A 26,516-nucleotide genomic window follows, 5' to 3' on the forward strand; every position below is an offset into this window, starting at 1 on the left:
CGGGCCGGGGGAGCCGATGGGTCCGGGGGAGCCGGTGGGTCCTGCGGGGCCGGGCGACCCGTCGGGGCCGGGCGAGCCGGTCGGGCCGGGGGAGCCGATGGGTCCGGGGGAGCCGGTGGGTCCTGCGGGGCCGGGCGACCCGTCGGGGCCGGGCGAGCCGGTCGGGCCGGGGGAGCCGACGGGTCCGGGGGAGCCGGTGGGGCCGGCCGGGCCGGGCGACCCGTCAGGGCCGGGCGAACCCGTCGGTCCGGGGGAACCGGTGGGCCCGGGCGAACCCGTCGGTCCGGGCGAACCCGTCGGTCCGGGAGGACCGGTCGGCCCGGGCGGGCCGGTGTCGCAGTCCGGCCTCGTAATGGTGTTGTCGTCCAACGTGACCGCGGCCTCGCGCGCCAGGGCGCGGCCTTCGATCACGGCGTTGGTGTTCACCGTGATGGACTGCATGGCCAGGATGGTGCCCTTGAACTGCGTGGTCGTGCCGAGGGTGGCGGAGCTGCCCACCTGCCAGAACACGTTGCAGGCATTTGCTCCGTTGATGAAGGCCACGGAACTCGACGAAGCCGTGGTCAGGGTCGAGGGGATCCGGAAGATGAAGACGGAGTTGGGGTCGCCCTGGCCGTCGAGGGTGACCGTCCCGGTGAGTTGCAGGGACGGCGGGGACGCCGGGGCGGTGTAGACGCCGGGCGTCAGCGTCAGTCCGCCGATCTCGTCCGAAGCGAGAATGGTCCCGGGCCCCCGGCCCGCCGCATCGTCGTAGGCGACGACGAGGTCGGACTTCGCCTGAGCGGCCGCGGCGTTGGGGGCTACGCGTGTCACTCCGTTGACGATGCCGGGCGGAAAGCCGGTCACCGATGTGCCCGGATAGAGCCCCAGGTCCCCGTTGATGACGGTGGGGGTGATCGTGTTGGTGACCGTCGAACCGGCCAGGACCCCGTAACTGGCGGCGGTACCCAGCCCGACGGGCGCTTCCGCGGCGTGGGCGTCGTAGATCGGGACCAGGCTGGCCGCCGCGAAGAGGGCAGCGGGGAGCAGGACGAAGGTTCCCCGTTTGAGCACACCGCGTTGTGGTCTTGTGTCGGGTGGATCCGACTGGATGACATCCGATGCCATGGCAGGACCTTTCTTGTTGCTTGGATTCTCGGGCCCACCCGAAGGGGCCCGGGCTCACCCTGAGCGGGGACCGTGGAGCGCCGCCCACCGGAACTAGTGATGCACCGTCACACAGGAGGAATCACGCATATTTCAGAGCAATAGCCCGAATATCGGAGAAATGGGTCTGTGTGGGTGACGATGCGTCAGGGCGCTGCCGGGGCGGTCGTCCGGCTCCGGACAGCACGAAGCCCCAGGTCGCCGACCCGGGGCTGAGTTACGTGGTGGAGCAGGGGACCGACGCCGGGGCCGCCCTCGGGGCTCAGTGGGAGCTGTCGGGCGGTGCGGCCGCGGCGCGGCGGAACTCGGCGTTGATGCGCTGGGCCTCCTCGAGCTGGTCTTCGAGGATCACGATGCGGCAGGCGGCTTCGACCGGCGTGCCCTGGTCGACGAGCTCCCGGGCGCGGGCCGCGATCCGCAGCTGGTAGCGGGAGTAGCGGCGGTGCCCGCCGGCGGAGCGGAGCGGGGTGATCAGGCGGGCCTCTCCGATGGCGCGGAGGAAGCCGGGAGTGGTACCGAGAAGTTCGGCGGCCCGGCCCATCGTGTAGGCGGGGTAGTCATCGTCGTCCAGTCGGCCACCGAGCGAGCCATCCGCTGTCATCTGCACCTCTTCTTGGGAACGCGTCGAGGGGCCCTGGTGCCGTACGGCACCAGGGCCCCGAAGGAAATTCAACACCATCCGTCGGCCCTAGTGGGGCGCCGACCTTCTGTTTCCGCCGTCTCGCCCTGGAGAAGGGCGGGAGTGCGGGGTTCGAGGATGCGTAACCGGGGACCACCTTCCGTTCCGGGGTCTTGCGGTACCCGGGCCGGCTGTTCCTTGCCCGGGCGATCCTGATGGCGTCCTCTTCCTCCGTTCTTCCTCGTGCGTCGATCACTTGCCAGGCCCTTCGGCCTTGGCTATGAGAGAAACCATAGGCGCGTGAGGATCTGATGTCTACGTTGGCCAGGATAGATTTTCTTGTGTTCCCGGCCCGGAACAGCAGAGGGCCCGACCGGCACGTGCCGGTCGGGCCCTCATGTGCTGCGGTGTGCTCCAGGTGTCAGACGGCCACGGGGGCGCCGAGCATCGCGGAAGCCTGCTGGAACGGGGTGAGGCGGGGCGCGGGCGCCGGGGCCTGGGGCAGGCCGCGGCAGGTGAAGCCGAGGAGGGTCATGGCCCGTACGACCTCGCCGGCGCTGAAGTCCCGGCGGTCCTGGCGGGTGATGACCTGGCCGACCTGCTTGACCGGGTAGTGACGGCGTCCGATGATCACGGACTCACCGACGACCGGCTCGGGCTTGACGCCCTTCATGGACTCCAGCACCCCGCTCTTGGTCAGGTCGAACGGGAATCGGGCGATGACGCAGCGCATGGTGCCTCACAGGGAGAGGAAGGAGGGGGACGGTCTCACCGCGGTGAGGCGGTTCAGCGGGTACGGGCGACGGCGCCCGGGGCGCAGCCGCGACTCCCGTGGGCGCCGAGTACGTCGCGCAGGCGGATCCGGTCCGTGTACGCGGAGCTGTCGCGGACGGCGGTCAGGTGGGCCCGGGTGACCAGGCCGGAGCGCCGGCCGTCCTCGTCGCGGACGAGCAGGTGCCCGGTGCGGGCGCCGGCCATGACGGACAGGGCGACCTCGACGGTCATGTCGTCCCAGGCCTGCGGCGCCGCCGCGTCCATGGCTTCGGCCGCAGGCAGGCGCTTGGGGGCCGGGGCCGGGTGTGCCGGGTGCGGCTGCATCTGGACAAGGGTCAAGAGGTGCCTCCTGCGGATGGGGGTCAGCTTCCTTATGACGGAAATGTCAGTCGGCTTCAGTCGGCTTCGGGGCGCTTCAGGCCGCTTCAGCCCGCCCGCTTCAGGCCGCCGTGTCGACGGCGGGCCGCCTCGCGGGCGCCCGCGAGGCGCCCGAAGCGGGCCGGCGCCGGCCGCGCGAGGCGGAGCCGCGCTTGGCGCGTTCGACCACCGGGGCGGTGATCACGACCGGGATTCCGGAGGGGGCCTGGGCGCCGGTGATCCGGTTCAGCTCGGCCTCGCCGGAGCGGACCTGGGTGGTCTGCGGGGTGATCCCGGCGGCGGCCATGAGCCGCACCATGTCCCGGCGCTGGTTCGGGGTGACCAGGGTGACGACGCTGCCGGACTCGCCCGCGCGCGCCGTGCGGCCGCCGCGGTGCAGGTAGTCCTTGTGGTCGGTCGGCGGGTCGACGTTGACGACCAGGTCGAGGTTGTCGACGTGGATGCCGCGTGCGGCGACGTTCGTGGCGACGAGCACGCTGACGTGCCCGGTCTTGAACTGCGCGAGCGTCCGGGTGCGCTGGGGCTGCGACTTGCCGCCGTGCAGCGCCGCCGCCCGTACCCCGCTGTTCAGCAGGTCCTGGGTCAGGCGGTCCACGGCGTGCTTGGTGTCCAGGAACATGATCACGCGGCCGTCGCGGGCGGCGATCTCCGTGGTGGCGGCCTGCTTGTCGCCGCCGTGCACGTGGAGCACGTGGTGCTCCATCGTCGTGACCGCGCCGGCCGAAGGGTCGACCGAGTGGACGACCGGGTCGGTCAGGTAGCGGCGCACCAGCAGGTCCACGTTGCGGTCGAGGGTGGCGGAGAACAGCATCCGCTGGCCCTCGGGGCGCACCTGGTCGAGCAGGGCGGTGACCTGCGGCATGAAGCCCATGTCGGCCATCTGGTCGGCCTCGTCCAGGACCGTGATGCCGACCTGGTTCAGCCGGCACTCGCCCCGGTCGATGAGGTCCTTGAGGCGTCCGGGGGTCGCGACGACGACCTCGGCCCCGCCGCGCAGGGCGGCGGCCTGCTTGCCGATCGACATCCCGCCGACGACCGTGGCCAGCCGGAGCTTGACGGAGCGGGCGTACGGGGTGAGCGCGTCGGTGACCTGCTGGGCGAGCTCACGCGTCGGTACGAGGATCAGGGCCAGCGGCTGGCGGGGCTCGGCGCGCTGTCCGGCGGTACGGGCCAGCAGCGCCAGCCCGAAGGCCAGGGTCTTGCCGGAGCCGGTGCGCCCGCGGCCGAGCACGTCACGGCCCGCGAGGGAGTTCGGCAGGGTCGCGCCCTGGATCGGGAACGGCACGGTCACGCCCTGGGCGGTCAGCGCGGCGAGCAGCTGCTCGGGCATGTCGAGGTCGGCGAAGGCCTCGACGGCGGGCAGCGCGGGGGTGATGGTCTCGGGCAGGGCGAACTCACCCTGGAGCGCGGCGGGTCGGCGCCCGTAGCCACCCGAACGGCTCGGCCCGCCGGAGCGGCTGGGGGCCGCGCCGCCGTAGCGGCTGCCGCCCTTTCCGGAGCCGGAGCCATAGCCGGAGCCGGAGCTGCCGTTACGGGTACGGGCGAATCGTTCGTTCGTGCGTGTGCGGTTCATGCAGAACCTTCCTCGATGCGGCGCGGATCAAGGAATTCCCGCGGTCGTGCGCAGCGCGGAGAATTGCGAGAACGGGCCGTACGGAAATGCGAAGCGGACCTGGCCGGAGAAATCCGTGCGGGCGCAGGCGCTGGAATGGGTGACGCGGTACGGGTGTGAAACCTGGGGGCGTCGGCCGGGGTGTGGCTCATCAGGCGTGCGTCCGCACCCCTGAAGGAGGATCCGCGTGCGGTGGGACCGGTGAGACTGCGGATTCCTCGAGTCGTCCCGCAGGCGAAACCACTGCGGGAAAATGCGAGTAGCTGGGGCCCGCACCCCGAAGGATGCGGGCCCCAGCTACGAAGTGCGCTTCAGCGTCAGGCGGGAACGATGTTCTCGGCCGTCGGGCCCTTCTGGCCCTGCGCGATGTCGAAGCTGACCTTCTGGCCTTCCTGAAGCTCGCGGAAGCCCTGGGCGGCGATGTTCGAGTAGTGGGCGAACACGTCAGCGCCGCCACCCTCCTGCTCGATGAAGCCGAAACCCTTTTCCGCGTTGAACCACTTCACGGTGCCAAGTGCCATGTCATATCTCCTCTGGGGCAGTACGCCGGGATCCGCACTGTGCGGATTCCGTGTCGCCGTGATGATTGCCCCGTCCGGAAATGACCGGAAATATAAAACCGCTCCCAGCGGCACAGAGGCCTGCTGAGGAACTTAAAGTTTTGGGAACCACAACTGCAACTACATCGACAGTAGCACGTCCCGGCGTCCCGCGTCCGTAAGGAAATTTCCACTCTGTTCGTTTCGGGGGCGTTCTGGAAAAACCCTCACCGCGCGATTCGGCAAACTCTGACACCGCCGGCACAGATATTGATTCACGCGGAGCGCAGCGTTTTTTCGGGGGTGCCCCTCGGGCCGGGCGGGCCCGGGCCGCGGGTGCCCGGGCCCGCCCGGGCGGGGCGGCCGCGTGTCCGGGTGCAAGACCGGTCAGGAATCGAGAAGCGCCGGCCGACGGCCCCAACTAGCGTGACGGCCATGGACATCAGCATTCACACGAGCTCCCTCCCGCACACCGATCCGGACGCCTCCCTGGCCTTCTACCGCGACATCCTCGGCTTCGAGGTCCGCAGCGACGTCGGCCAGGGCCGGATGCGCTGGATCACGGTCGGCCCCGTCGGCCAGCCCGGCACGTCCATCCTCCTGGCCCCGCCGGCCGCCGACCCGGGGATCACCGAGGACGAGCGCCGCACCATCGTCGAGATGATGGCCAAGGGCACCTACGGCTGGATCCTGCTGGCCACCCGTGACCTCGACGCCACCTTCGAGAAGGTGGCGGCAGGCGACGCCGAGGTCGTCCAGGAGCCGACCGAGCAGCCGTACGGCATCCGCGACTGCGCCTTCCGCGACCCCGCCGGCAACCTCATCCGCATCCAGGAGCTCCGCTGACCCGTGCGGACGGACGACGCCCGCCGGGCGCCCGCCCGCCGTGCCCGCAGCCGTCGATGAGAGGAGTTCCCCCATGTGTCGTCCCGCGTGGGCGGCCGCACTCGCCGCCGCGCACCACCTGAACGACCTCGCCCGACTGCGTCGCGTCCGCGACCGGATCGACCGGGAGCACGCGCAGCCCCTGGACCTCGAAGCGCTCGCCCGCAGCGTGAACATGCCGGCCGGGCAGCTCAGCAGCCAGTTCCGGCTCGCTTACGGCGTGTCCCCGTACGCCTACCTGATGGCACGCCGCGTCGCGCGCGCCGCCGCGGAACAGGCGGGCGGACCGGTCAGGAATCGAGAAGCATCCGTCCCCGAGCCGAAACCAGCGTGAGCGACATGACTTCCATCGCATCCGTCACCCTCGAAGTGGCCGACCCCGAGGCCGCCCACCGCTTCTACACCGCCTTCGGTCTGGACGCCCAGGTGCGCCTGCGGGCCTCGCAGGCGCCGACGACCGGCTTCCGCGGCTTCGCCCTGGCGCTCACGGTGGCCCGGCCGGCCATCGTCGACGGCTTCGTCGGCGCCGCCCTGGACGCCGGTGCCACCTCGCTCAAGCCCGCCGGCAAGTCGTTCTGGGGCTACGGCGGCGTCGTACGGGCCCCCGACGGCACGATCTTGAAGGTCGCGACGTCGGCGAAGAAGGACACCGGCCCGGACACCCGGCAGATCGACGAGCTCGTGCTCCTCCTCGGGACCGCGGACGTGTCGGCGAGCAAGCGGTTCTACCTGGACCGCGGCCTCACCGTGGCGAAGGGCTTCGGCAGCAAGTACGTCGAGTTCGCCGCCGCGTCGAGCCCCGTCAAGCTGGCGCTGTACGGGCGCCGCGCCCTCGCCAAGGACCTCGGCGTCCCCGCCGACGGCACCGGATCGCACCGGCTCGCGCTGGGCAGCGGCGCCGGATCCTGCACCGACCCGGACGGCTTCGCCTGGGAGCTCGAATCCCTGACCCCCGCCCCCACCACCACCTCCTGACATCCACGCTCCGCGAGAGGGGAAACCTGCCATGAAGGACACGCAGACGTCCGCCAAGCAGTACGACGGATTCACGGAGGAGGAGCGGAGCGCGATGAAGGAGCGCGCCAACGAGCTCAAGGCGACCGCACGCCGCGGCTCGCGCGCCGCCAAGGCGGACGGGGAGGCCGAGGTGCTCGCGAAGATCGCCGAGATGCCGGAAGCGGACCGCGTCCTCGCCGAGCGCGTCCACGCCATCGTCAGGGCCGCCGCGCCGGCCCTGGCTCCGAAGCTCTGGTACGGGATGCCCGCGTACGCCAGGGACGGCAAGGTCGTCTGCTTCTTCCAGAGCGCGCAGAAGTTCAAGTCCAGATACGCCACGCTCGGCTTCAGCGACCAGGCCAACCTCGACGAAGGCCCCCTGTGGCCGACCAGCTACGCGCTGACCGGGCTGACCGCCGCCGCCGAGGACCGGATCGCCGCACTCGTCGCCGCCGCGGTGAGCTGAGGCCGTCCGGCCGGGTGCGTCCTGGTGGCCCTGCCCGGGCACGTCGGCGCCCTCGCCGTCCCGGCCCTGACCGGCTTCGCCTCGGCGGTGGCCGCGGCACTCCTGAGATCCACCCCCTGGCCGCCGTCTCCCGGCCTGCTCCTCTGCGCCGCCGCCGCGGCCACCGCGACGGCCGTCGCCATGATCGCCGCCCTCCGCCACCGATCGTCCCGGAGAGGTTCTGACAGAGGTTCCGACCCGCCCGGACGTACGCACCGCCCACCGGGGTGCCGCCCGGAGCCGGCGGGCCTTTACCGGGAGCCGCAGGTGGGTGATGCTGACCCGGCGTTGGAGGAATGATCGACACGGTAGGGGCCGGTCGGTCCGGAGGGGGAGGCCGCCGTGCTGCGCGTGGAGCTGCTCGGACCGATTCAGGTGTACGCCGACGACGGGACGCCGGTCGAGGTGGGGGGCGTGCGGCTGCGGATGCTCCTGGCCAGGCTCGCCCTCGACGAGGGCCGGACGGTGTCCGTCGACTCGCTCGTCGAGGGCCTGTGGGGAGAGGAGCGGCCCGGCGACGCGGCCAACGCGCTACAGGCGCTGGTGTCCCGGCTGCGCAGGGCGCTGCGCGGGTCCGCGGCGGTGGAGTCCGCATCCGGCGGCTACCGGCTCTCGGTGCGGGCCGAGCAGGTGGACGTACACCGCTTCGAGGACCTGACCGCCCGGGGCAGGCGGGAACTCGCGGCCGGGCGGGCCGACGAGGCGGCCCCGCTGTTCGCCACGGCCCTCGGGCTGTGGCAGGGCCCGGCACTCGCCGATGTCCTCGACGCCCCGTTCGCCGGCCCCGTCGCGACCCGGCTCGGCGACCTGCGGACCGCGGCTGCCGAGGGCCGCTGGGAGGCCGAGCTGCGGCTCGGACGGTACGGAGAGGTGCTGCCCGACCTCGAAGCGGCCGGCGCGGAGCGGCCGCTCAGCGAGCGGGTCGCCGGGCTGCGGATGCAGGCGCTGTCCGCGGCCGGACGGCAGTCCGACGCCCTCGCGGTGTACGAGGCGATACGGGAGCGGCTCGGCGACGAGCTCGGCGTCGATCCGTCGGCCGAGCTGCGGGAGATCCACCTGGCCCTGCTGCGGGGCGAGCTGGAGACGCCCGCCGAACGGGCCGAGGCCGCCCCGAGCCGTCTCCCGGCCCGGCTCACCAGCTTCGTCGGCCGTGAGGGTGAACTGGCCGGGCTCGCCGGGCAGCTGGCCCGCAGCCGGCTCGTCACCATCGTGGGCCCCGGCGGCGCGGGCAAGACCCGGCTCTCCTTCGAGGCGGCCACCCGGGACCGCGCCCACGCGCGCGGCCGGGTCTGGTTCGTACCGCTCGCCGGTGTGAGCGCGGCCGACCAGCTGGCCGACGCGGTCCTCGGCGCCCTCAGCTCCACCGACGGCAGCCTCTACGACGCCGGCCAGGGGCAGCGGGCCACCCCGGTGGAGCGCATGGCCGGGCTCTTCGGCAGCGGCGACGCCCTGCTCCTGCTCGACAACTGCGAGCACCTCGTCGAGGCCGCCGCCGAGCTCACCGCCGAACTCCTCGACCATCTTCCGGAGTTGCGGATCCTGGCGACCAGCCGCGAGGCCCTCGCCATCACCGGCGAGTCCCTGTGCCACCTCGGCCCCCTCGACGTACCGCTCGGATCACCGGAGCCCGCCGAGGCCGTGCAGTCCCCCGCCGTCCGCCTCTTCGTCGACCGGGCCGTCGGAGTCCGGCCGGACTTCTCGCTCGACGACGTGACCCTCGACGCCGTGGTCGAGGTCTGCCGGCGGCTCGACGGGATGCCGCTCGCCCTCGAACTGGCCGCGGTGAAGCTCCGCTCGATGAGCGTCGAGCAGATCGCCCGTCGCCTCGACGACCGCTTCCGCCTCCTCGCCTCGGGCAGCCGCACGGCCCTGCCCCGCCAGCGCACCCTGCTCGCGCTCGTCGAGTGGAGCTGGGACCTGCTGGACGAACCCGAGCGGATCCTCGCCCGCAGACTGTCGGTGTTCCCGGGCGGCGCGACCGTCTCCGCGCTCGAAGCGGTCTGCGCGGACCGCCGGCTCCCGGCCGCCGACATCCCGTACGTCCTGGACGCCCTGGTCGAGAAGTCGCTGGTCTCCGCCGTCGAGGAAGGGGCGGGCGAACCGCGCTACCGGATGCTGGAAACGGTACGCGCGTACGCGGCGCGGCAGCTCGCCGAAGCCGAGTCCGGGGACGCCGTCACCGAGCGCTACGCCGCGTACTTCATGGCCCTCGCGGAGGAACACGAACCCCGCCTTCGGACCGGGGAACAGCTGCGTGCGATCGAGGTCTTCGACGCCGAACACGACAACCTCGTCCTCGCGCTGCGTTCGGTCGTCGACGCGGGGGACGGGGACCGGGCCGCACGCTTCGCGGGGGCGATGTTCTGGTACTGGGGGATCAGGGGGATGAGCACGCAGCTCGACACCCATCTGGCGGAGGCTTCCGGGCCGGAGGTCTCCGGGGCGGACTCCGTACCGGCACGGGATTCCGTACGGGCAGGGGACTTTGGACGGGCAGGAGGCGGCGGCGAACGCCGTGCCGTCGAGGGCGAGTCGGCGACGGCACGTGAGTTCCACCCGGCCGTACTGCTCCTGCGGATGTCGCGGGTCTCCTTCCCCGCGAGCGCACCGGGACCGGGCGCGGCCGCGGACCTGGACCTCCTCGACTCGCCCGACCCCTGGGTGCGGGCCAGCGCCCACCTGGCACGCGACTTCGCCCTCACCGAACAGGGCGACCTGCTCACCGGCGCCGAGTCCCGGATCGAGGCCCTGCGCGGCTTCGAGGAGGTGGGCGACCGCTGGGGGCTGGTGATGAGCCTGTTCCCGATCGGCCGCGACCACTCCCTGCGCGGCGAGTACCCCCAGGCCATCGCCACCTTCGAACGGACCGTGGCGCTCAGCTCCGAACTCGGCACCGAGGACTACCTCTACCTCAGCAAGGCCAGACTCGCCCGCGAACGCCGGCGCAGCGGCGACCTGGCAGGCGCCTTCCGCGATCTGCACGCCGTACACCGGCAGGCCCGCGAGCGCGGACAGCTGCGCCTGGAGGCCAACATCCTCGTGGGCCTGGCCAATGTGCACCGCAGGGCCGGTGACCTGGCGCAGTCCGACGCGACCCTCGACCACCTGGAGGCGCTGAGCGCCCGGCGCCCCTCCCTCCGGGAACTGGCCCGCGACCTGATCGTCAGCACCCGCATCGAGAACCGGCTCGCCGAGGGGGACGCCGTGCGGGCCCGGGCCCTGCTGCCCGAGGCGGCCGGCGCGCTGTTCGGCCAGGGAGCGGGCGCCGCGCTCGCGTGGGTGGCCGAACTGCTCGGCGGGCTGCGGACCTTGGAGGGCGCTCCCGAAGAGGGCGCCAGGTCGCTCGGCATGAGCCAGGTGATGCGCGGCGCCTTCGACTGGGGCGAGCCCGAGTGGTGCGAGCTGGTCGAGCGCATCGTGGCGACGCTGGGCGAGGAGGGCTTCAAGAGGGCGTACGAGGAGGGGGCCGCGTACCCCAGGCAGGAGGCGCTGCGCTGGCTGGAGGCAGAGACCTTGCGGGCGGCGCCGCGGGGCTGACGGGCGCGCGGCGGGCATGCGGCCGGCCGGGCGGGGTCCGCGCCACCCCCGTGGATGCGGACCCCGCCCGGCCGGGCTCGTCACCGAAGGATCATCCGGCGTTCTTGCGGTAGGCGCGCATGGCCAGCGGGAAGAAGACCACGATCACGCCGGCCATCCAGGCGAAGGTGCCGGCCAGGGAGCCGGCGACCGGGCCGCCGTTCAGCAGGCCGCGGACCGCGTCGGCGACCAGCGACACGGGGTTGACGTCGGACCAGGCCTGGAGCCAGCCGGCCATGTCGTCCCTGGGGACGAAGACGTTGCTGGCGAAGGTGAGCGGCAGGATCAGGATGGTCATCAGGCCCTGTACGGAGGTGGGGTTCTTGATCAGCATGCCGAGGTAGACCGAGATCCAGGAGAAGCTGAGGGCGAAGCCGACGAGCAGGGCGAGCGCGGCGAGCGAGGCGACCGGGCCGGTCTCGACGCGGTAGCCCATGACCAGGGCGAGGACGACCAGGGTGCCCAGGCAGACGACGTAGCGGACGATGTCGGCGAGGACGGCGCCGATCAGGGGGCTGGAGCGGGCGATCGGCATGCTGCGGAACCGGTCGAAGATTCCGGTACTGGCGTCCGCGCAGAGCGAGGCACCGATGCCGACGCTGGCCTGGAAGACGGCCATGACCATGACGCCGGGGGTGACGAGCCGCAGGTAGCGGTCGGTGTCGCCGCCGGACATGGCTTCCCCGAAGAGGTAGATGAACATCAGCAGGCTGATGATCGGCGTGAGGATCACATCGACCAGCTGGATCGGCGACTTCATGAACTTGGTGACGCCGCGGCCGGCGAGGGCGAAACTGTGCCGGGCGGTCTGCGCGAGGCCGATGCGGCCGGGGAGCGCGGCGTGGGCGGTGAGGGGCTGGGTGCTCATGACGGGGTCCTCTCGGGAAGGTCTGCGCGGAACGGGGAGCCGGATGCTCAGGCGGCGACGGGCTGGTCGTCGGTGACGCGCGGCGCGTGCCCGGTCAGGGCGAGGAAGACCTCGTCCAGGCTGGGCAGCCGCAGGCCGAGCTCGTCGGCGCTGATGCCGGCGCCGTCCAGGCGGCGGGCGACCGCGGCGACGATCAGCGGGTCGTCGGCCGGCACGGTGAGCACCCCGGAGTCCTGGGCGGGGGCGTGCCCGGTCAGCTCGGCGAGCATCCCGGCCACCTGCGGCACATCGGCGGCCACGGTGGGCCGGACCTGGAGGATCTGGCCGCCGACGCGGCGCTTGAGCTCACCGGGCCGGCCTTCGGCGACCTTGCGGCCCTTGTCGAAGACGGTGATGGAGTCGGCGAGCTGGTCGGCCTCCTCCAGGTACTGGGTGGTGAGCAGCACCGTGGAGCCGTCGGCGACCAGCTGCCGTACGACGTCCCAGACCTCCTGCCGGGCGTGCGGGTCCAGGCCGGTGGTGGGCTCGTCCAGGAAGAGCACCTGGGGCCGGCCGACCAGCGAGGCGGCCAGGTCCAGACGCCGGCGCATACCGCCGGAGAAGGTGGCGATCGGCTTGCGGGCCGCCTCGGTGAGGGAGAACTTCTCCAGGAGCTCGGCGCCCCGTGCCTTCGCGTCGCGCCGGGACAGGCCGAGCAGCCGCCCGATGAGCACCAGGTTCTCGGCGCCGGACAGGGTCTCGTCCACGGAGGCGTACTGACCGGTCAGCCCGATCAACTGCCGCACCCTGACGGGGTCCTTGACGATGTCGTGGCCGCCGATGGTGGCGTGCCCGCCGTCGGGCCGCATCAGCGTGGCCAGGATGCGCACGGTGGTGGTCTTGCCGGCGCCGTTGGGGCCCAGGACACCGACGACCTTGCCGGCCGGCACCTCCAGGTCGACGCCGTCCAGGGCGGTGAAGTCGCCGTACTTCTTGACCAGTCCCTCGGCCCGGATCGCGTACGCCATGCTCAACAACTCCTCGTCAGGTCCTCGTCGTTCTCGACGACCGTGACGATGCCGGGCCCCGCTGACAGCCCGCGGACAGCACGCTGACAGCGGCCGGCGACCGCTGTCAGCCGCTATCAGACGGACATCGAGGTCAGGCCGCTGCCTGGGCCCGTGCGCGGCTGCGGGTCTCCTGCCGTACGACACGTCGGTGGCGGGACGGCATGCCCAGTGTCGGGTTGGCGACGCCCCAGGCCGCGCCCTTGCAGATCAGTTCCTTGTAGCGGGCGGCCAGGCGGCCCGTCAGGGCCTTGTCGACCGCGCGGTCGTCGGCGGTGACGAACTGGATCAGGCCCTCCTTGCGGCCGAGGGAGATGCACTGCTGGGCGTAACGGATGGAGATGTGGGGGACCTTGGTGCCGGTGAGGCGGGCGGCGATGGCGTCGGCGGCCTGCCAGGCCATGGGGACGCCCGAGGCGCAGGACATGCGCAGCGGCTTGTCGCCCGGGCCGAGCGCCATCGCCGCGTCGCCCACGACGTACACGTCCGGGTGGGAGAGCGAGCGCATCGTGGCGTCGACCGCGATCCGCCCGTCGTCGGCGAGCTCCAGGGCGGTGGCCCGGGCGATCGGGTGGACGGCGAAGCCGGTGGTCCAGACCGTGACCTCGGCGGGGATGGTCCGGCCGTCGGCGGTCGTCACGCCGTGCGTCTCCACGGCGTTGACCGCGGTGTGTTCGTGGACCGTGATGCCGAGCTTGCCCACCACCTTCCGCAGGTGGGAGCGGCCCTTCTGCGAGAGCCAGTCGCCGAGGGCGCCGTGGGCGGCCAGGGCGACGTCGAGGTCCGGGCGGGCCTCGGCGATCTCGGTCGCGGCCTCCAGGCCGGTCAGGCCGCCGCCGACCACGACCACGGGCCGGCCGGCGTCCAGGGCGGCCAGGCGCTCGCGGAGGCGGAGGGCGCCGGGGCGGCTGGAGATCTCGTGGGCGTGTTCGGCGGTGCCGGGGACGCCCCCGTCGTTCCAGCCGCTGCCGAGGGCGTAGACGAGGGTGTCGTACGCCAGCTCCTCCCGCTCGGGGCCGTCGTCGGCGGCGGCGACGACCGTCACCGTCTTGCGGTCCACGTCCACGGCGGTGACCGCTCCGAGCTTCAGCGCCACACCGGTGCCCGCGAACATCTCGCCGAACGGTCGGGGCCTGAGGTCCTGGCCGGCCGCGAGCTGGTGCAGCCGGACGCGCTCGACGAAGTCGGGCTCGGGGTTGACGAGGGTGATGGCGACGTCCTCGTGGTGCAGCCGCTTGGCGAGGCGGCCGGCGGCGGTGGCACCGGTGTAGCCGGCTCCGAGGACGACGATGCGGTGCTGCATGTCCGTGCTCCTGTCTGGGCGGGGGCTGCCGTTGTCCGGCGTGGTTTCGCCCCTTGAACCGGACAGCCCCCCATTCCCTGACAGGATCTGGATATGACCTGCGTCACACCGCCTCAGAGGGTGTGGAGCGGGGCCTCCCCGTGGTCCGCGGCGGCCCACTGCTCGGTCGCGCGGACGAGCTTGTCGGGGTTGACCTGGTGGCGGACCGCGGAGATGCCCTCCGCGGTGACCTCCAGGCACGTGATCCCGACGACCCGGCCGTCCACCAGCGCCACGATGGCGGGCCCGCCGTTCGCGGTCGTGGCGTAGATGTCGGGCGCGCCGCCGACATGGGCCCGCTTGGCCGGGCCGGGCTTGAACAGGCCGCGCAGGAACGTGGCGACCGCGAGCGCGCCCTCGAACGCCTTCGCGCGGGCCGGGACCTTCCCGCCGCCGTCGCCGACCGAGACGGCGTCCTGGGTGAGCAGGCGTACGAGGGGCTCGGTACGGCCGGTGGTCGCCGCTGCCAGGAACTCCTCGACGATCCTCCGGGCGGCGGCCTCGTCGATGTCGGTGCGCGCCTTGCCGTCCGCGATGTGCTTCTTGGCCCGGTGGTAGATCTGCTGGCTGGCGGCCTCGGTGATCTCCAGGATCTCGGCGATCTCCCGGTGCGGGTGGTCGAAGGCCTCGCGCAGCACGTACACCGCCCGCTCGCCCGGCGACAGGCGCTCCAGCAGGACGAGGACGGCGTACGACACCGACTCGCGCTGCTCGGCGGTGTCGGCCGGGCCGAGCATCGGGTCCCCGGCGAGCAGCGGCTCGGGGAGCCACCTCCCGACGTACGTCTCGCGCCGGGCGCGTGCCGAGGTGAGCGCATTGAGGCACCAGTTGGTGAGGACCTTGGTCAGCCAGGCCTCGGGCACCTCGATCCGCCCGGTGTCGGCCGCCTGCCAGCGCAGGAACGTCTCCTGCACGGCGTCCTCCGCCTCGCTCGCCGAGCCGAGCAGCCGGTAGGCAATGGCCTCCAGCCGGGGCCTGGCGGTCTCGAACCGGTCCACGTCGCTCATGATCAGGGCCATGCCCGCGATCCTAGGCGCCCCCGAGGTGGAACGGCAGGTGAGACCGCGCCTCCCTGTCCCGGGTCCGCGCCTCGATGCGGCCGGAGGCACCCTCCCAAGTCCCGCGCGGGAGCGCGGGAGATCATGCCGACGGGCCTCGTGCTCCTCGATGTCCGCCGGCACCTGGAGTGGTCCTGGTGTGGGTCCACATCGCCGTCGAGCCCCCCGTGGCCACCGAGCCATGAAAGGGGCGGGCACCGGCGGCAGGCACGGCGGGACGCCGCCGGAAGGAGCAGGGCGGGGGCCCGCGCCCCTGCGGCGTTGTGTGCCTCTGGCACGGGAGTCGCTGCGCGGCACTTGGCCGCGGTGTCAGTCGACGGGCCGTAGCGCGCGCTCGGAGCGCAGCGCCGCCCAGGCTGCCACACCGGCCAGGGCCGCGGCCCCGGCGAGGGCGAGGCACCCGGTCAGGGGTGCGGGATCGGGCGGGGCCTGATTCCAGAGGTAGAGCTGGTACTGGGCCTCGGAGGGCAGGTTCAGCAGATCGGCGATCCAGCGGTGCGGCAGGAACGGCGCCGCCGGAAGCAGCACGAGCGGCGCGGTCACCAGCAGGGGACCGATGCCGAGCGCGAGGGTCCCGATGACGCTGCGCAGCAGGGCCGCCGCGAGGGCGGCCAGGGAGATGAAGAGGAGTTGGACGAGGAGGGCGGCGGCGATCGCGCCCGCGGCCTGGCCCCAGGTCGCGGACTCGACGGGCAGGGGAGGTGACGTGTGGACGGCCCCGCCGGCGAACCCGGGGGGCACCGCGCGGGGCCGCACCGGCCACAGCCGGGCGCATGCCGAGGTGCTCAGCCACAGCAGCACGCCGGTGACGAGCTGGCTGGCGAGTGACAGGGCGACCGCGGCGCCGGCCTTGCGGGCCCACAGCACCCCGACCCGGTTCTCGAACAGGCGCAGGGCGCTCCAGGTGCCGCCCTCCAGGGTCTGGCCGAGCCCCGTGGCGACGACCACGCCCGTGAGGACCAGACCCAGCAGGGTCGCGAACTGCCACGCCGCCGCTCGCAGCGCCGACGGGAGCGAGGTGAGCGCCGACACCGAGGGGTCGAGCACCCCGTACGAGGCTCCCGCCATCCAGAGCCGGACGACGAGCGCCAGGGCCAGCAGCATCACGGCCGCGGTCGCTCCCCCTACGGGAGCGGTCCACAGGGCTCGTATCTCGCCGGCCCAGGCGGCCCCCTCCCCGCGCGCCGGCCGCCGCCGGGTACCGGCCATCAGGCGCGGTCCCGGGTCCGGCCCAGGCGGTCCAGCCCGAGCCAGAGCAGGCCGATGAGGGCCAGGGTCGGCAGGACGCGGAGCAGGACGGGGGCCGTGGAGGGGTCGGTGGCGATCCAGAAGTGGTCCCAGACCCCGTCCACCGCGCCGAAGCCGACGAGGTCGGCCAGCGCGCCGCCGGGGAGCCAGGCGCCCAGCCCCGGGACGGCGGAGGTGCGTACCACCAGGCCGAGCAGCAGCATCCCGGCGAGGAAGGTGCGCATCGGCTGGCGCAGCAGTGCGCCGAGGGCGACCGCGACGGCTGCGGCCCCGGCCAGCACGGCTGCCCCGGCCAGTACGCCGAGTGCGGTGTCGGCGAGGACGGTGCCGAGGGCGCCGGGCGAAGGCAGCGGATAGGCGTTGCGGCCGTAGAGCAGGCCGAACGCGGCGGTGACGGCGGCCGACACGCACAGCAGCACCAGACTCCACGCCCAGACGGCCAGGGTCTTGGCGGCGAGCAGCCTGCTGAGGCGGGACTCGTAGAGGAGGAGCGGCACGATGCTGCCCCGGCTCCACTCGCCGGCGACGGAGAAGGCCGCCAGCATGACGAACAGCGCGAGCCCCGGAACGGACGTCAGCAGCCGTACGGTCCACAGCAGCGAGCCCACCGGGTGCTGGGCCTGCGCGGCCCGCACTCCTTCGGCGGTGAACCTGTCCTGGATCCGCTCCAACCCGACGGCCTGCAGGGGTACTTCGGCGAGGCACCTGGCCTTCTGCTCCGGGGTGTTCCGGTCGTAATCACACGATTGGGGGAGGAAGTCAAGGTTGGCCTGCACCTGCGTGAGGTTGTACGAGGCCATGTTCTGGCTCACCCAGGCGCAGTAGAGGGAGCCGAAGACGAACAGCGCGGCGAGGGTGAGGGCGAGCGGGTGCCGCAGCAGCCGCCGGGTCTCCGCCCGGACGAGGCGGTTCACTGGCGGCCGCCGTTCCCGACGAGCCCGAAGAACCAGTCCTCGAAGGCGGCCGGGCCGCCTTCCGGGTCGTAGCCGAGCGCGTCGAGAGTTCCGGCCGCGACGACCCGGCCCTGGGCGAGCATGATCACGCGGTGGCAGATCCGCTGGATCTCGTCGAGCTGGTGGCTGGAGACGAGGACGGCGGCCCCGCGCTCGGCCTCCTCGGCCACGATCCGCCGCACCATGCGCAGCCCCTCGGGGTCGAGCCCGTTGGTGGGCTCGTCGAGGATCAGCAGATCGGGCTCCTTGAGCAGCGCCGCGGCGATGGCGAGGCGCTGGCGCATGCCCTGCGAGTACGTCCCGAGCCGCCTGTCGGCGGCGCCGCTGAGCCCGACGCGGTCGAGCGTGCGGGCGATGCGCCCGCCGTCGGGCAGCCCGGCGGTGTCGAGCAGGGTGCGCAGCATGGCGCGGCCGGTGGACCAGCGGTGGAAGGCGGGCGCGTCGAGCGCGGCTCCGAGCCGGTCGAGCTGCCGCGGCCGCATCGGCAGGGCCTCCCCGAACAGCCGCACCTCACCGGAGTCGGGGGTGGACAGCCCGGTGATCACCCGCATCAGGGTGGTCTTGCCGGCGCCGTTGAGCCCGAGGAGACCGACGATCTCGCCGGCCTCCAGGCTGAGATGGACCCCTTCCAGCACGGAGTGCTTCCGGAAGCTCTTGGTCACTCCGTGACAGGAAAGGACGATCATCGTCTGAGATTACTTCCAGTTGCAGACCGTCATCGTCTCCCCCTGGTGGACGGCGCCCAGCGCCCCGGGCTGCGGGAGACTGGTGCACCCCACGGAGAGGGGCAACGGTGTCGACGGACCGCCAGCCGATGGATCTCGCGGCATGCCGCCGGACCAAGCGGCCGAGACGGCTGGACGCCCGCGCGAGGTGCTCACCGCCAGAGGGCTCCTCGAAGAGGGGTGACCGGCGACGCGCAGCGTTACTCCCGGGGGAGTACGGGAGGGTCCGGGACGCCCGGGGGAGTAGGGGTGATCTCCTGCGTCGGTGTGACGGAACGGTGCGTCGAAGACGGGACGCTGGATGCAGCCGGGCGGGCCATCGGGGCCACCGGTCCGAGTCCATGCGGAGGGGCCCGAGATGGGGCAGACAGGGCGATCAGCGCGAACAGGTGGACGCCGCAAGGTGGTTCCGTGGGGCGTACTGGCACTGTGGGTGATCGTGATCGCCGTCGCCGGGTCGTTCGCGGGCAGGCTCGCGGACGTACAGCGTGACCGGACGGCGGACTATCTGCCGTCGGGCGCCGACTCGACGCAGGTGGCCAGGCTCCAGGAGAAGCTGCCCGGCGGCGAGGCGACCGGCGTGCTGCTCGTCTACCACCGCGACGGCGGGCTGACCGCCGCCGACCGGGACACCGCCGAACGGCAGATCGCGGCGGTCACGGTCCCGGCGGGTACCACGGACACCGGGTCCGCCAAGTCCCCCGTCCTGCTTGCCACGTCGAAGGATCCCCGGGACTTCGGCGCGACCCTCCGAGGACCCGGCGTTCCATCCGGAGACGGCACCACGCTCATGTACGCGGTGTCCACGGCCGCGCCCGGCACCGACGACGCCGCGAAGAAGGCCTTCGTCGAGGACGTACGGGCCCACGCGCGCGGCACCGACGGGCTGACCGTGTGGGTCGGCGGTGACAGCGCCGTCGAAGTCGACGCCAAGGAGGTGTTCGGCTCCATCGACGGGACGCTGATGCTGGCGACCGGCCTGGTGGTGGCCCTGCTCCTGATCCTCACCTACCGCAGCCCGGTGCTCTGGCTGGTGCCGCTGGTGGTGGTCGGGGCGGGGGCCGTCTGCGCGCGGGCCGCCGTGTACGGGCTCGCCTCCGGCTTCGGACTCACCGTGACCAGCCAGAGCGCCGGGATCATGACGGTCCTGGTGTTCGGCGCCGGCACCGACTACGCCCTGCTGCTCGTCGCCCGCTACCGTGACGAACTGCGCCGTACCCCGCATCCGTACGATGCGATGCGCACCGCGCTGCGCGGTTGCGGGCCGGCCGTGCTGGCCTCCTGTGGGACCGTCGTGGCGGGGTTGGCCTGTCTGTTCGCCGCCGACCTCAACAACATCCGTGGCCTCGGCCCGGTGGGAGCGGTGGGCGTGCTGTGCGCGCTGATCGCGATGATGACGCTGCTGCCGGCGGTCCTGGTGCTGCTCGGACGGCGGGTGTTCTGGCCACTGATCCCCGCGTACGGCGGCGAACCCAAACAGCGCGGGACGAACGTCTTCGCCGCGATGGGGAGTTCGGCGGGCAAGCGGCCGGTCGCCGTGCTCGTGACAGGAGTCGTGCTGCTGGGCGCGCTGGCGCTCGGTGTGCTCAACCTGCCCGGGGCGCTCAAGAGGGAGGACAGCTTCACCAGCAAGCCCGAGTCGATCGCCGCCATGGGAACGCTGGCCAAGGCCTTCCCGGATCGCAGCAGCCGGCCGATTGAGGTCATGGCGCCCACCGAAGCCGCCGACCGGATCCTCGCCGGAGCCAGGTCCGTCGACGGCGTCGTGAGCGCCGAGCGGGGCCGCAGCGGCGACGGCTGGACCGAGATCGCCGTCACCGCCGAGTCCGCGCCGGAGTCCGAGCGGGAGACCGCCCTCATCGAACGGCTGCGAGCCGGACTCGACGGCGCGCACGTGGGCGGCGCGAGCGCCCGGCAACTCGACCTGGCCGCCACCAGCTCCCACGACCGCCTGATCGTCATCCCCCTGGTCCTCGCCGCGGTGCTGCTCGTCCTCATCCTGTTGCTGCGCAGCCTGGTCGCCCCGCTGCTCCTGGTCGCCGCCGTCGTGCTGGTGTGGGGCGCGGCGCTGGGTATCGGCGGACTGGTCTTCGGCCCGGTGTTCGGCTTCACCGGCGTCGATCCGGGGCTGCCTCTGCTGACCTTCGTCTTCCTGGTCGCCCTCGGCGTCGACTACGGCATCTTCCTGATGCACCGCACCCGCGAGGAGACCCGGGGCGGCGCCGAGCCGAGGCAAGCCGCGCTGACCGCGCTCCGCACCACCGGAGGAGTGATCGCCTCGGCCGGGATCGTCCTGGCGGCGACCTTCGCGGTGCTCGCCTCGCTGCCGCTGGTGATGTTCGTGGAGATGGGCACGGTCGTCGCGATCGGGGTGGTCCTGGACACCTTCCTGGTCCGCACGTACTTGGTGACCAGCGCCAGTGTGCTGCTCGGCCGCAGGGTGTGGTGGCCGGGTCGGCCTTCCGGTGCCCCGGCCCCGGTTTCCGGACCCGCACTGGAACTGGTCGGCGACCGGCGATGAGAGCGACGATGTCCGGGTGGCAGAAGTGACCGATCCCCCGAGCGCGGCCGAGCGCGTACTGCGCGTACTGCACCAGGACCCCCTGGCGGCCGGGCACCCGACGCGGAACGACGCGGTGATCGCGGCCGGTGTCGCCCTGCTCTGCGGGGCGGTGGCGTACGCCGACACCGCGATGCGACCGGACGCGCTCGGGTGGACCCTGCTCGCCTGCTCGGCCCTGTTCCTGGTGTGGCGGCGGCGGCACCCGCTCGGGGTGATGATCGCGACCGTCGCCTGCATCGCCGCGTACCAACTGCTCGACAACGCCCACGCCGCCCCCGTGCCCGCCGCGATACTCGCCTTGTACACCGTGGCCGCCACCGGCACCGTCCGCCGGACGGTGGCGGTCGGCGTGTGCGTCGTGGCCTTCGCGGTGAGCGCCATGTCGTCCAACGGTGCCCACCGCGCCCTGGACGTGTTGCGCACCTCCGGCTGGCTGGTGTCGGCCCTCGTGCTCGGCGTCGCCGTCCGCAACTACCGCAAGTACCTCGCCGAGGAGAGTGCCCGGGCCGGACAGGACGCCGACCGCAAGATCGCGGAGGAGCGTCTGCGCATCGCTCGCGACCTGCACGACCTGCTGGCCCACAGCATCACGCTGATCGGTGTCCGCACCTCGGTCGCCGCCCATGTGCTCGCCGTCGACCCGGACCGGCTCGACCGGGCGGCGATCGCCGAGGCGCTGGACTCCATCGCCGACACCTGCCGTGAGGCGCGCGCGGAGCTCCGCACCACCTTGACCGTGCTCCGCGCCGACGAGCGCGGGCCGCTGCCGGACCTCGCAGGGCTGGCCGATCTGGTCCGTGCGGCCGACGCGGAACTGACCCTGGACACCGACGGGATCCATGTCCCGCCGGCCGTGGGGGCCGCCGCCTATCGGATCGTCCAGGAGTCGCTGACCAACGCGGTCCGCCACGCGGGCCCCGGCGCCACGGTCCGCGTCCGGGTGGCGGTGGCTGACGGGTCTCTTCGGGTCGCCGTCAGTGACGACGGCCGAGGCCCTGGAGCGGACTCCACCGCTCCGGGTTTCGGCATCGTCGGCATGGGCGAGCGGGCCCGCAGCGTCGGCGGCACCTTGCGGACGGGCCCCCGCTCCGGTGGTGGCTTCGAAGTCGCGGCGAGCCTGCCGCTCCCACCCCGTTCCCTGGAGGCCTCGGCATGACCAGACCACCGGCCGCCGGGCACGACCGCGTCATCCGCGTCCTCCTCGCGGACGACCAGACCCTCGTACGGGCGGCCTTCGCGATGCTCATCGAATCGGCTCCCGACATGGAGGTCGTCGGACAGGCGGGCAACGGGCGCGAAGCCTTCGACCTCGCCCACTCCGAGCGGGCCGACGTGGTCGTCATGGACATCAGGATGCCGGTCACCGACGGCATCGAGGCGACCCGGCTCATCGCCTCCGCCGAAGACCTGGCCGGGGTGAAGGTCCTGGTCCTCACGACGTACGACACCGACGAGAACGTCGTCGAAGCGCTGCGGTCCGGGGCTTCCGGCTTCCTCGTGAAGGACACCAGACCGGCCGAACTCCTGGCCGCCATCCGTACGGTGGCCGGTGGCGAGTCGCTCCTTTCGCCGGGCCCGACCGCCCGACTGATCGCCCGGGTCCTGCGCACCCCCGGCTCCGCCCAGGTCCCCGCCGCCCTCGACCCGCTCTCCGCGCGGGAACGGGAAGTTCTCACCCTCGTGGCCCGGGGCCTCAACAACACCGAGATCGCCGACGCGCTGGCCCTGAGTCCCCTCACGGCGAAGACCCATGTGAGCAGGATCATGGGGAAGTTGGGGGTACGCGACCGGGCGCAGCTCGTGATCGTGGCGTACGAGTCGGGGCTCGTCGTTCCCGGAGACTGACCGCGATGGCGGCGCCGGCCACTTGGGAATCACTGACGCCCGTGCGCCGGTATACCGTCTGACCTGCACGTGTCGATCTTCGGGCGGCTCGCTGCGAGGGCTTTCCCGCGCCGGTCTCCTTCAGCCGGTGGGTGTGGCCGGTGACGTGGAGGTGTTCGGGGTGCTGGTGCCGGAACTGGAGTCCGGTCCTATGTGTGCAGGCAGGCCGAAGAGGGGGAACAGACGCTCGGTGTCACGGAAGGCGTTGATACCGGTGATGCGGTCGCCGGAGACCTCGATGACCTGAAGTGCCCAGGGTTCGTAGCCCGTTCCGTCGGCGCTGGGCCGGTACTGGCCGAACGCGGGTGAGTCATTGGCCATGGTGGGGATCAGGCGTGATCCGCTGCACCCGATCGCGGGCCCGGTCAGCCACGCCTGGATGTCGGAGGCTCCCCGCATCCACAGGGCGTACGGGGGCAGGGACAGGGTGGCGTCCACGTGGAGCAGCATGTTCAGCTCCGCCATGTCGAAGGCGGCGAAGGCCGCGGCGTACCGCTCGGCGAGCATCCGCTGGACGGCGTCGGATGGTGGGGCTGCCGTCTCGTCGGCCGCTTCGCGGCGGGCGGCCAGCGTGGCACGCGCACGCTGCAGTGCGCTGTTGACCGAGGCGACGGTGGATCCGTGCAAGTCGGCGACCTCGCGGGCCGAGAAGGCCAGGACGTCCCGCAGGAGCAGAGTCGCCCGTTGCCTGGGTGGCAGGTACTGCAGGGCGGCGACAAAGGCCAAGCGCACCGTCTCGCCTGCTGCCGCTGCCTCTGCGGGATCACCGGTCGCGGATGCCGGACGGGCCGGGCATGGTTCGATCCACAGGGCGGCATCCACCGGAGCGCCCGGTGAAGTGGCGCCGCTGGTCGGGCCGGTGAGATCCATGGGGCGAGCCCGGCGCTTGCCGGCGGCGAGTGCGTCCAGGCACGCGTTGGTGGCGATGCGGTAGACCCATGTCCGCAGTGACGACCGTTCCTCGAACCGGTCGAAATTCCGCCACGCCCGGACCATCGTCTCCTGTACGGCGTCTTCCGCTTCGAAGTGTGAACCCAGCATGCGGTAGCAGTAGCCGGTCAACTCTGCCCGGTGCTCCTCCAGCCGGACCGCCGTCTCGCGCTCGGCGTCGCCCACGACATCCTTCATCCTTGATTCCGCCCCCTGTTGTACGCCGGATCCAAGGCCATCGACCAGGATAGGCTTGGGAATCTATGGCGTGGAAATTGTTCGCATGGTTTCTGACCGCTGTTGACCGCTCCTGAGGGTACGGTTGGGGCACGCCCAAATGGTGGTGGCCACGAGCGGGCTGAGTCGCCCGGAATGCCTACGAGTCGGCGCCGCGGGTCGGCGGCTGCCGCCCCCGGATTGCTTCCGCGACCGGCCAGCCGCATGGGCTCGTCGACCGGGCCAGGGGGTCCCGGCCTTCTTGGTCACCGAGTCCGCGCAGCCAGAAGGCCTGGACGGCCTCGGCCTCCACCGGAAGCTGTGCGGGTCGCCTGTCATCCGTGGTCGGCCGTCATCCGCACTGTCAACTGCCCGTCCTTACCCCTGAGGTAATCGTTTTCTCCGGCGCCCTCGAAGAAGCTTGATCCATCGAAGCGATCAAGCGATCAAGCGATCACGAACGGGGAACGACATGAACATGCGGCGGTACACGCGCACCGGAGTGTTCGCGGCGGCCACTCTCCTCGCAGGCCTCACCATCGGTGCCGCGCCGGCCACCGCCACCGCCGAGGGCGGCGAGTGCGCCGAGGTCCGCGAGAAGGTCGACCGGCTCGAAGGGCGGATCACCCCGAACGCCTGCGCCTTCATGAAGCGGCAGATCGTCTTCGGCGAGGCCCCCAGCCTCCAGACCTACCTGGACATCTTCGACGAGGAGGCCAGCCTCTGGGAGGCCGGCGGCAAGCCCCAGCGCGGCCACGAAGTGATCGGCGCCTCGATCAGCAACTCACTCCGCCTTGTGCCGGACCTCCGCTACCGCGGCACGAACGTGGTCGCCGACGGCGCCGTGATGATGTTCGGCCAGCAGAACACGGTCACCCTCAAGGGCCACAAGGTCAGCTACCCGCAGATCGCCCGCAACGTCCTCGGCGATGACGGCAAGACCATCCAGGCCCGCCGCTACTACGACCGCTACGAGCTGATCCAGGTCTTGCCCGAGTCTCAGCGGCCCCGCCCCCTCTTCGCCGGCATCGCCGACCCGGCCGGCCCCGGCCCGCGCGGAGCGGCCCCCGACCGGTTCCACGCCCAGGAAATCCCCGCCCGCCTCGCCGCCTGGAACAGCGGGGACGCTGCCGCGCTGGCCGCCCGTACCGGCAGCGCCAAGCTGGCCGGGCCCGGCCTGGACCGGTCGCTGACCACCCAGGAGGGCAAGACCGCCTACCTGCAGCGGCTGTTCGAGAACGCCGACGTCGAGTTCAAGGCGGGCCAGGTCGCCTTCGGCCGCACCACCACCTACATCGAGTGGCATGGCACGATGACCGGCCCCAACGGCGAGCCCAAGGGCACCGAGATCCCCTTCGGGATCGTCGAGCGCATTGGCCCGAAGGGCGAGTGGGAGCTTTACTTCGACACCCTGCCGGTGATCGCGGACGAGGACGAGATCCGCGGACTGTTCAAGGCGCTCGCGAGCTAGGTGCGGTCGTGCACCGGCCGCTCCCTGAGCTGGCCTCCGGCCCGCCGGAACAACTGCGGTTCAGTGTGAACGAAGGACGCCGGTGGTGGGTGATGACGAACACCGGGGAGTGCAACGGCGGCTCATCACCCCACGAGCCCTGCCACTCGTAGTCCTGCCAGGGCGCGCGCTGAGGCCCGAACTCGTTGCGTCAAAGAGACTGTTGTGGGACGCCAGGACCCGCCGCAGCGACATCACCACTGGTCTGCGCGGTCACGCACGCGAAGCCATAGGTGTCGCCCTCCCGGTGGAGGATGTTCAAGACATGCCGCTCGACGGGGTCCCGCACCGTGCTGACCTCGCTGCCCAGCACGGTGGTGAGGAATCGCGGGTGGCTTGGCGCAGGGCCCGGTCCTGTCTGCGTTCGGCGCGGACGCGGGAGCCGGCTGCCCGCTCGAACGTCGTTGCCGCTTCCCGCAGCTCGCGACGGGTGTGGGCGGCGGAGGTCTTGGCCAGGGCGTCGAGTGCTTCGCCGCCTGCAGCGAGCTGGGCGGCCACGGCCCCGGCCCCGGCCCCGGCGCTTGGCCTTGTGCTGTTCGGCGCTGGTGGGGCGCTTGGCGGCATCACCAGCAGCGCCCAGCGGGTCCACGCCGCACTCCAGGCCGAGGGCAGGCGCAACCGAGGCGCGGCGGCGGCCAGCCTCCGCGAGGAGATCGAAGCCTTCACGGCCACCCCGACGTCCGTCCTCGTCCGGTGATCCCGCCGGTAGGCTCCGCAGCCCTGACCCCGATCGCCCGGGCGTCGCCGCGGCCATCGTGGTGCACGAGGGACGCGTCCTCTTGGTGCGGCGTCGCGTAAGCGAGGGCCGGCTCTCCTGGCAGTTCCCCGCTGGCAAGGTCGAGCCTGGCGAAAGCCGGGAGGATGCAGCCGTGCGCGAGGCTCAGGAGGAGACGGGTCTGATCGTGAAGTCGGGACGGCTGCTGGGTGAGCGGGTCCACCCGGACACTGGCCGGCTGATGTCCTACACGGCCTGCGAGGTGCTCGGCGGAAGCGCGCACGTCGCGGATACCGACGAGCTGGCCGAAGTCGCCTGGGTAGCCCACGCCGAGATCCCGCAGTACGTCCCGTACGGTCTGTTCGCGCCGGTACAAGAACACCTCGACGAGACCCTGAACCGTTGACGCCGAAGCCTGTTCATCATCC

23 protein-coding genes and 4 pseudogenes are annotated in these 26,516 nt (G+C 72.3%); 11 read left to right on the plus strand and 16 right to left on the minus strand.

The annotated features are described in order from the left end of the window. From ACZ4TG_RS06045 to ACZ4TG_RS06070, 6 genes are all read right to left on the minus strand, one after another. Positions 1 to 1,053: ice-binding family protein (locus ACZ4TG_RS06045; protein ID WP_468160119.1), on the minus strand; the 1,053-nt coding region annotated here is incomplete at its 3' end. 355 nt (positions 1,054 to 1,408) lie between these two features. Next, positions 1,409 to 1,747: a MerR family transcriptional regulator gene (locus ACZ4TG_RS06050; RefSeq protein WP_468160120.1), complete on the minus strand. Its 339-nt coding sequence runs from the start codon at positions 1,745 to 1,747 to the stop codon at positions 1,409 to 1,411. A 439-nt stretch (positions 1,748 to 2,186) separates the two neighbouring features. Next, the gene (locus ACZ4TG_RS06055) at positions 2,187 to 2,498 is read right to left on the minus strand and encodes an SCO5918 family protein (protein ID WP_468160121.1); all 312 of its coding nucleotides are present in this window, start codon (positions 2,496 to 2,498) and stop codon (positions 2,187 to 2,189) included. Between the two features lie 53 nt (positions 2,499 to 2,551). Continuing rightward, positions 2,552 to 2,878: a CBS domain-containing protein gene (locus tag ACZ4TG_RS06060; protein ID WP_468160122.1), complete on the minus strand. Its 327-nt coding sequence runs from the start codon at positions 2,876 to 2,878 to the stop codon at positions 2,552 to 2,554. A gap of 100 nt (positions 2,879 to 2,978) precedes the next feature. Then, positions 2,979 to 4,490 (minus strand): DEAD/DEAH box helicase, encoded by a 1,512-nt coding sequence (locus ACZ4TG_RS06065; protein ID WP_468160123.1) that lies wholly within the window; start codon positions 4,488 to 4,490, stop codon positions 2,979 to 2,981. Positions 4,491 to 4,846: 356 nt separating this feature from the next. After that, complete coding sequence (locus ACZ4TG_RS06070) at positions 4,847 to 5,050, minus strand: cold-shock protein (protein ID WP_468160124.1); 204 nt, start codon at positions 5,048 to 5,050, stop codon at positions 4,847 to 4,849. A gap of 453 nt (positions 5,051 to 5,503) precedes the next feature. On the opposite strand from ACZ4TG_RS06070, the gene ACZ4TG_RS06075 reads away from it, so the two are divergent. The 5 genes and pseudogenes from ACZ4TG_RS06075 (at position 5,504) to ACZ4TG_RS06095 (ending at position 10,991) form a co-directional block, all read left to right on the plus strand. Beyond that, positions 5,504 to 5,914, plus strand: coding sequence for a VOC family protein (locus tag ACZ4TG_RS06075; RefSeq protein ID WP_468160125.1), 411 nt, complete (start codon positions 5,504 to 5,506; stop codon positions 5,912 to 5,914). 73 nt (positions 5,915 to 5,987) lie between these two features. After that, positions 5,988 to 6,224, plus strand: a pseudogene (locus tag ACZ4TG_RS06080) (AraC family transcriptional regulator); the annotation flags it as partial. A gap of 68 nt (positions 6,225 to 6,292) precedes the next feature. Continuing rightward, complete coding sequence (locus ACZ4TG_RS06085) at positions 6,293 to 6,928, plus strand: glyoxalase (protein ID WP_468160126.1); 636 nt, start codon at positions 6,293 to 6,295, stop codon at positions 6,926 to 6,928. 31 nt (positions 6,929 to 6,959) lie between these two features. Continuing rightward, positions 6,960 to 7,415: an iron chaperone gene (locus ACZ4TG_RS06090; RefSeq protein ID WP_468160127.1), complete on the plus strand. Its 456-nt coding sequence runs from the start codon at positions 6,960 to 6,962 to the stop codon at positions 7,413 to 7,415. 381 nt (positions 7,416 to 7,796) lie between these two features. Then, the gene (locus tag ACZ4TG_RS06095) at positions 7,797 to 10,991 is read left to right on the plus strand and encodes an AfsR/SARP family transcriptional regulator (RefSeq protein WP_468160128.1); all 3,195 of its coding nucleotides are present in this window, start codon (positions 7,797 to 7,799) and stop codon (positions 10,989 to 10,991) included. Between the two features lie 91 nt (positions 10,992 to 11,082). Here ACZ4TG_RS06095 and ACZ4TG_RS06100 read toward each other — a convergent pair whose 3' ends face one another. From ACZ4TG_RS06100 to ACZ4TG_RS06130, 7 genes are all read right to left on the minus strand, one after another. Further along, the gene (locus ACZ4TG_RS06100) at positions 11,083 to 11,898 is read right to left on the minus strand and encodes an ABC transporter permease (RefSeq protein WP_468160129.1); all 816 of its coding nucleotides are present in this window, start codon (positions 11,896 to 11,898) and stop codon (positions 11,083 to 11,085) included. A 47-nt stretch (positions 11,899 to 11,945) separates the two neighbouring features. Next, positions 11,946 to 12,905, minus strand: coding sequence for an ATP-binding cassette domain-containing protein (locus tag ACZ4TG_RS06105; RefSeq protein WP_468160130.1), 960 nt, complete (start codon positions 12,903 to 12,905; stop codon positions 11,946 to 11,948). A gap of 133 nt (positions 12,906 to 13,038) precedes the next feature. Then, the gene (locus tag ACZ4TG_RS06110) at positions 13,039 to 14,247 is read right to left on the minus strand and encodes an NAD(P)/FAD-dependent oxidoreductase (protein ID WP_468160131.1); all 1,209 of its coding nucleotides are present in this window, start codon (positions 14,245 to 14,247) and stop codon (positions 13,039 to 13,041) included. A 113-nt stretch (positions 14,248 to 14,360) separates the two neighbouring features. Continuing rightward, a complete protein-coding gene (gene sigJ, locus ACZ4TG_RS06115; protein WP_468160132.1) occupies positions 14,361 to 15,305 on the minus strand; it encodes an RNA polymerase sigma factor SigJ in 945 nt (314 codons plus the stop codon). Positions 15,306 to 15,653: 348 nt separating this feature from the next. Further along, complete coding sequence (locus tag ACZ4TG_RS06120) at positions 15,654 to 16,553, minus strand: hypothetical protein (RefSeq protein ID WP_468160133.1); 900 nt, start codon at positions 16,551 to 16,553, stop codon at positions 15,654 to 15,656. Further along, positions 16,553 to 17,506: a hypothetical protein gene (locus tag ACZ4TG_RS06125; RefSeq protein WP_468160134.1), complete on the minus strand. Its 954-nt coding sequence runs from the start codon at positions 17,504 to 17,506 to the stop codon at positions 16,553 to 16,555. Before ACZ4TG_RS06125 ends, ACZ4TG_RS06120 begins: the two co-directional genes overlap by 1 nt. After that, the gene (locus tag ACZ4TG_RS06130) at positions 17,503 to 18,231 is read right to left on the minus strand and encodes an ABC transporter ATP-binding protein (protein WP_468160135.1); all 729 of its coding nucleotides are present in this window, start codon (positions 18,229 to 18,231) and stop codon (positions 17,503 to 17,505) included. The genes ACZ4TG_RS06125 and ACZ4TG_RS06130 overlap by 4 nt, the downstream gene beginning before the upstream one ends. Positions 18,232 to 18,628: 397 nt before the next feature. Here ACZ4TG_RS06130 and ACZ4TG_RS06135 point away from each other — a divergent pair, with 397 nt between their 5' ends. From ACZ4TG_RS06135 to ACZ4TG_RS06145, 3 genes are read left to right on the plus strand one after another with little or no spacing between them, the layout of a single operon-like run. Then, positions 18,629 to 20,791, plus strand: a complete 2,163-nt coding sequence (locus ACZ4TG_RS06135; protein WP_468160136.1) for an MMPL family transporter — start codon at positions 18,629 to 18,631, stop codon at positions 20,789 to 20,791. A gap of 16 nt (positions 20,792 to 20,807) precedes the next feature. Beyond that, positions 20,808 to 21,989, plus strand: a complete 1,182-nt coding sequence (locus ACZ4TG_RS06140; RefSeq protein WP_468160137.1) for a sensor histidine kinase — start codon at positions 20,808 to 20,810, stop codon at positions 21,987 to 21,989. Further along, on the plus strand, positions 21,986 to 22,678 hold the full coding sequence (locus ACZ4TG_RS06145; protein ID WP_468160138.1) for a response regulator transcription factor: 693 nt from the start codon (positions 21,986 to 21,988) through the stop codon (positions 22,676 to 22,678). The genes ACZ4TG_RS06140 and ACZ4TG_RS06145 overlap by 4 nt, the downstream gene beginning before the upstream one ends. A gap of 120 nt (positions 22,679 to 22,798) precedes the next feature. Here the strand turns inward: ACZ4TG_RS06145 and ACZ4TG_RS06150 are convergent, their stop codons facing one another. Further along, positions 22,799 to 23,845, minus strand: coding sequence for a sigma-70 family RNA polymerase sigma factor (locus tag ACZ4TG_RS06150; RefSeq protein WP_468160139.1), 1,047 nt, complete (start codon positions 23,843 to 23,845; stop codon positions 22,799 to 22,801). Between the two features lie 490 nt (positions 23,846 to 24,335). On the opposite strand from ACZ4TG_RS06150, the gene ACZ4TG_RS06155 reads away from it, so the two are divergent. Next, on the plus strand, positions 24,336 to 25,334 hold the full coding sequence (locus ACZ4TG_RS06155) for a hypothetical protein (protein ID WP_468160140.1): 999 nt from the start codon (positions 24,336 to 24,338) through the stop codon (positions 25,332 to 25,334). A gap of 58 nt (positions 25,335 to 25,392) precedes the next feature. Here ACZ4TG_RS06155 and ACZ4TG_RS06160 read toward each other — a convergent pair. Further along, positions 25,393 to 25,524, minus strand: a pseudogene (locus tag ACZ4TG_RS06160) (dihydrofolate reductase family protein); the annotation flags it as partial. Positions 25,525 to 25,697: 173 nt separating this feature from the next. Next, positions 25,698 to 25,877 (minus strand): annotated as a pseudogene (locus ACZ4TG_RS06165) (mobilization protein); the annotation flags it as partial. Positions 25,878 to 25,902: 25 nt separating this feature from the next. Here ACZ4TG_RS06165 and ACZ4TG_RS06170 point away from each other — a divergent pair. Together ACZ4TG_RS06170 and ACZ4TG_RS06175 are read left to right on the plus strand one after the other, a co-directional pair. After that, positions 25,903 to 26,070, plus strand: a complete 168-nt coding sequence (locus ACZ4TG_RS06170; protein WP_468160466.1) for a hypothetical protein — start codon at positions 25,903 to 25,905, stop codon at positions 26,068 to 26,070. A gap of 31 nt (positions 26,071 to 26,101) precedes the next feature. Beyond that, positions 26,102 to 26,494, plus strand: a pseudogene (locus ACZ4TG_RS06175) (NUDIX hydrolase); the annotation flags it as partial. Positions 26,495 to 26,516 lie beyond the last annotated feature (22 nt).

It is taken from the genome of Streptomyces sp. NPDC028314 (assembly GCF_055565795.1).

Excerpts from the sequence above, each read along its gene's own strand:
- ACZ4TG_RS06050 (WP_468160120.1), bottom strand. The coding sequence starts at position 1,747 with ATGACAGCGGATGGCTCGCTCGGTGGCCGACTGGACGACGATGACTAC.
- ACZ4TG_RS06055 (WP_468160121.1), bottom strand. The coding sequence starts at position 2,498 with ATGCGCTGCGTCATCGCCCGATTCCCGTTCGACCTGACCAAGAGCGGG.
- ACZ4TG_RS06065 (WP_468160123.1), bottom strand. The coding sequence starts at position 4,490 with ATGAACCGCACACGCACGAACGAACGATTCGCCCGTACCCGTAACGGC.
- ACZ4TG_RS06070 (WP_468160124.1), bottom strand. The coding sequence starts at position 5,050 with ATGGCACTTGGCACCGTGAAGTGGTTCAACGCGGAAAAGGGTTTCGGC.
- ACZ4TG_RS06075 (WP_468160125.1), top strand. The coding sequence starts at position 5,504 with ATGGACATCAGCATTCACACGAGCTCCCTCCCGCACACCGATCCGGAC.
- ACZ4TG_RS06085 (WP_468160126.1), top strand. The coding sequence starts at position 6,293 with ATGACTTCCATCGCATCCGTCACCCTCGAAGTGGCCGACCCCGAGGCC.
- ACZ4TG_RS06090 (WP_468160127.1), top strand. The coding sequence starts at position 6,960 with ATGAAGGACACGCAGACGTCCGCCAAGCAGTACGACGGATTCACGGAG.
- ACZ4TG_RS06100 (WP_468160129.1), bottom strand. The coding sequence starts at position 11,898 with ATGAGCACCCAGCCCCTCACCGCCCACGCCGCGCTCCCCGGCCGCATC.
- ACZ4TG_RS06105 (WP_468160130.1), bottom strand. The coding sequence starts at position 12,905 with ATGGCGTACGCGATCCGGGCCGAGGGACTGGTCAAGAAGTACGGCGAC.
- ACZ4TG_RS06110 (WP_468160131.1), bottom strand. The coding sequence starts at position 14,247 with ATGCAGCACCGCATCGTCGTCCTCGGAGCCGGCTACACCGGTGCCACC.
- sigJ (WP_468160132.1), bottom strand. The coding sequence starts at position 15,305 with ATGGCCCTGATCATGAGCGACGTGGACCGGTTCGAGACCGCCAGGCCC.
- ACZ4TG_RS06120 (WP_468160133.1), bottom strand. The coding sequence starts at position 16,553 with ATGGCCGGTACCCGGCGGCGGCCGGCGCGCGGGGAGGGGGCCGCCTGG.
- ACZ4TG_RS06130 (WP_468160135.1), bottom strand. The coding sequence starts at position 18,231 with ATGATCGTCCTTTCCTGTCACGGAGTGACCAAGAGCTTCCGGAAGCAC.
- ACZ4TG_RS06135 (WP_468160136.1), top strand. The coding sequence starts at position 18,629 with ATGGGGCAGACAGGGCGATCAGCGCGAACAGGTGGACGCCGCAAGGTG.
- ACZ4TG_RS06145 (WP_468160138.1), top strand. The coding sequence starts at position 21,986 with ATGACCAGACCACCGGCCGCCGGGCACGACCGCGTCATCCGCGTCCTC.
- ACZ4TG_RS06150 (WP_468160139.1), bottom strand. The coding sequence starts at position 23,845 with ATGAAGGATGTCGTGGGCGACGCCGAGCGCGAGACGGCGGTCCGGCTG.
- ACZ4TG_RS06155 (WP_468160140.1), top strand. The coding sequence starts at position 24,336 with ATGAACATGCGGCGGTACACGCGCACCGGAGTGTTCGCGGCGGCCACT.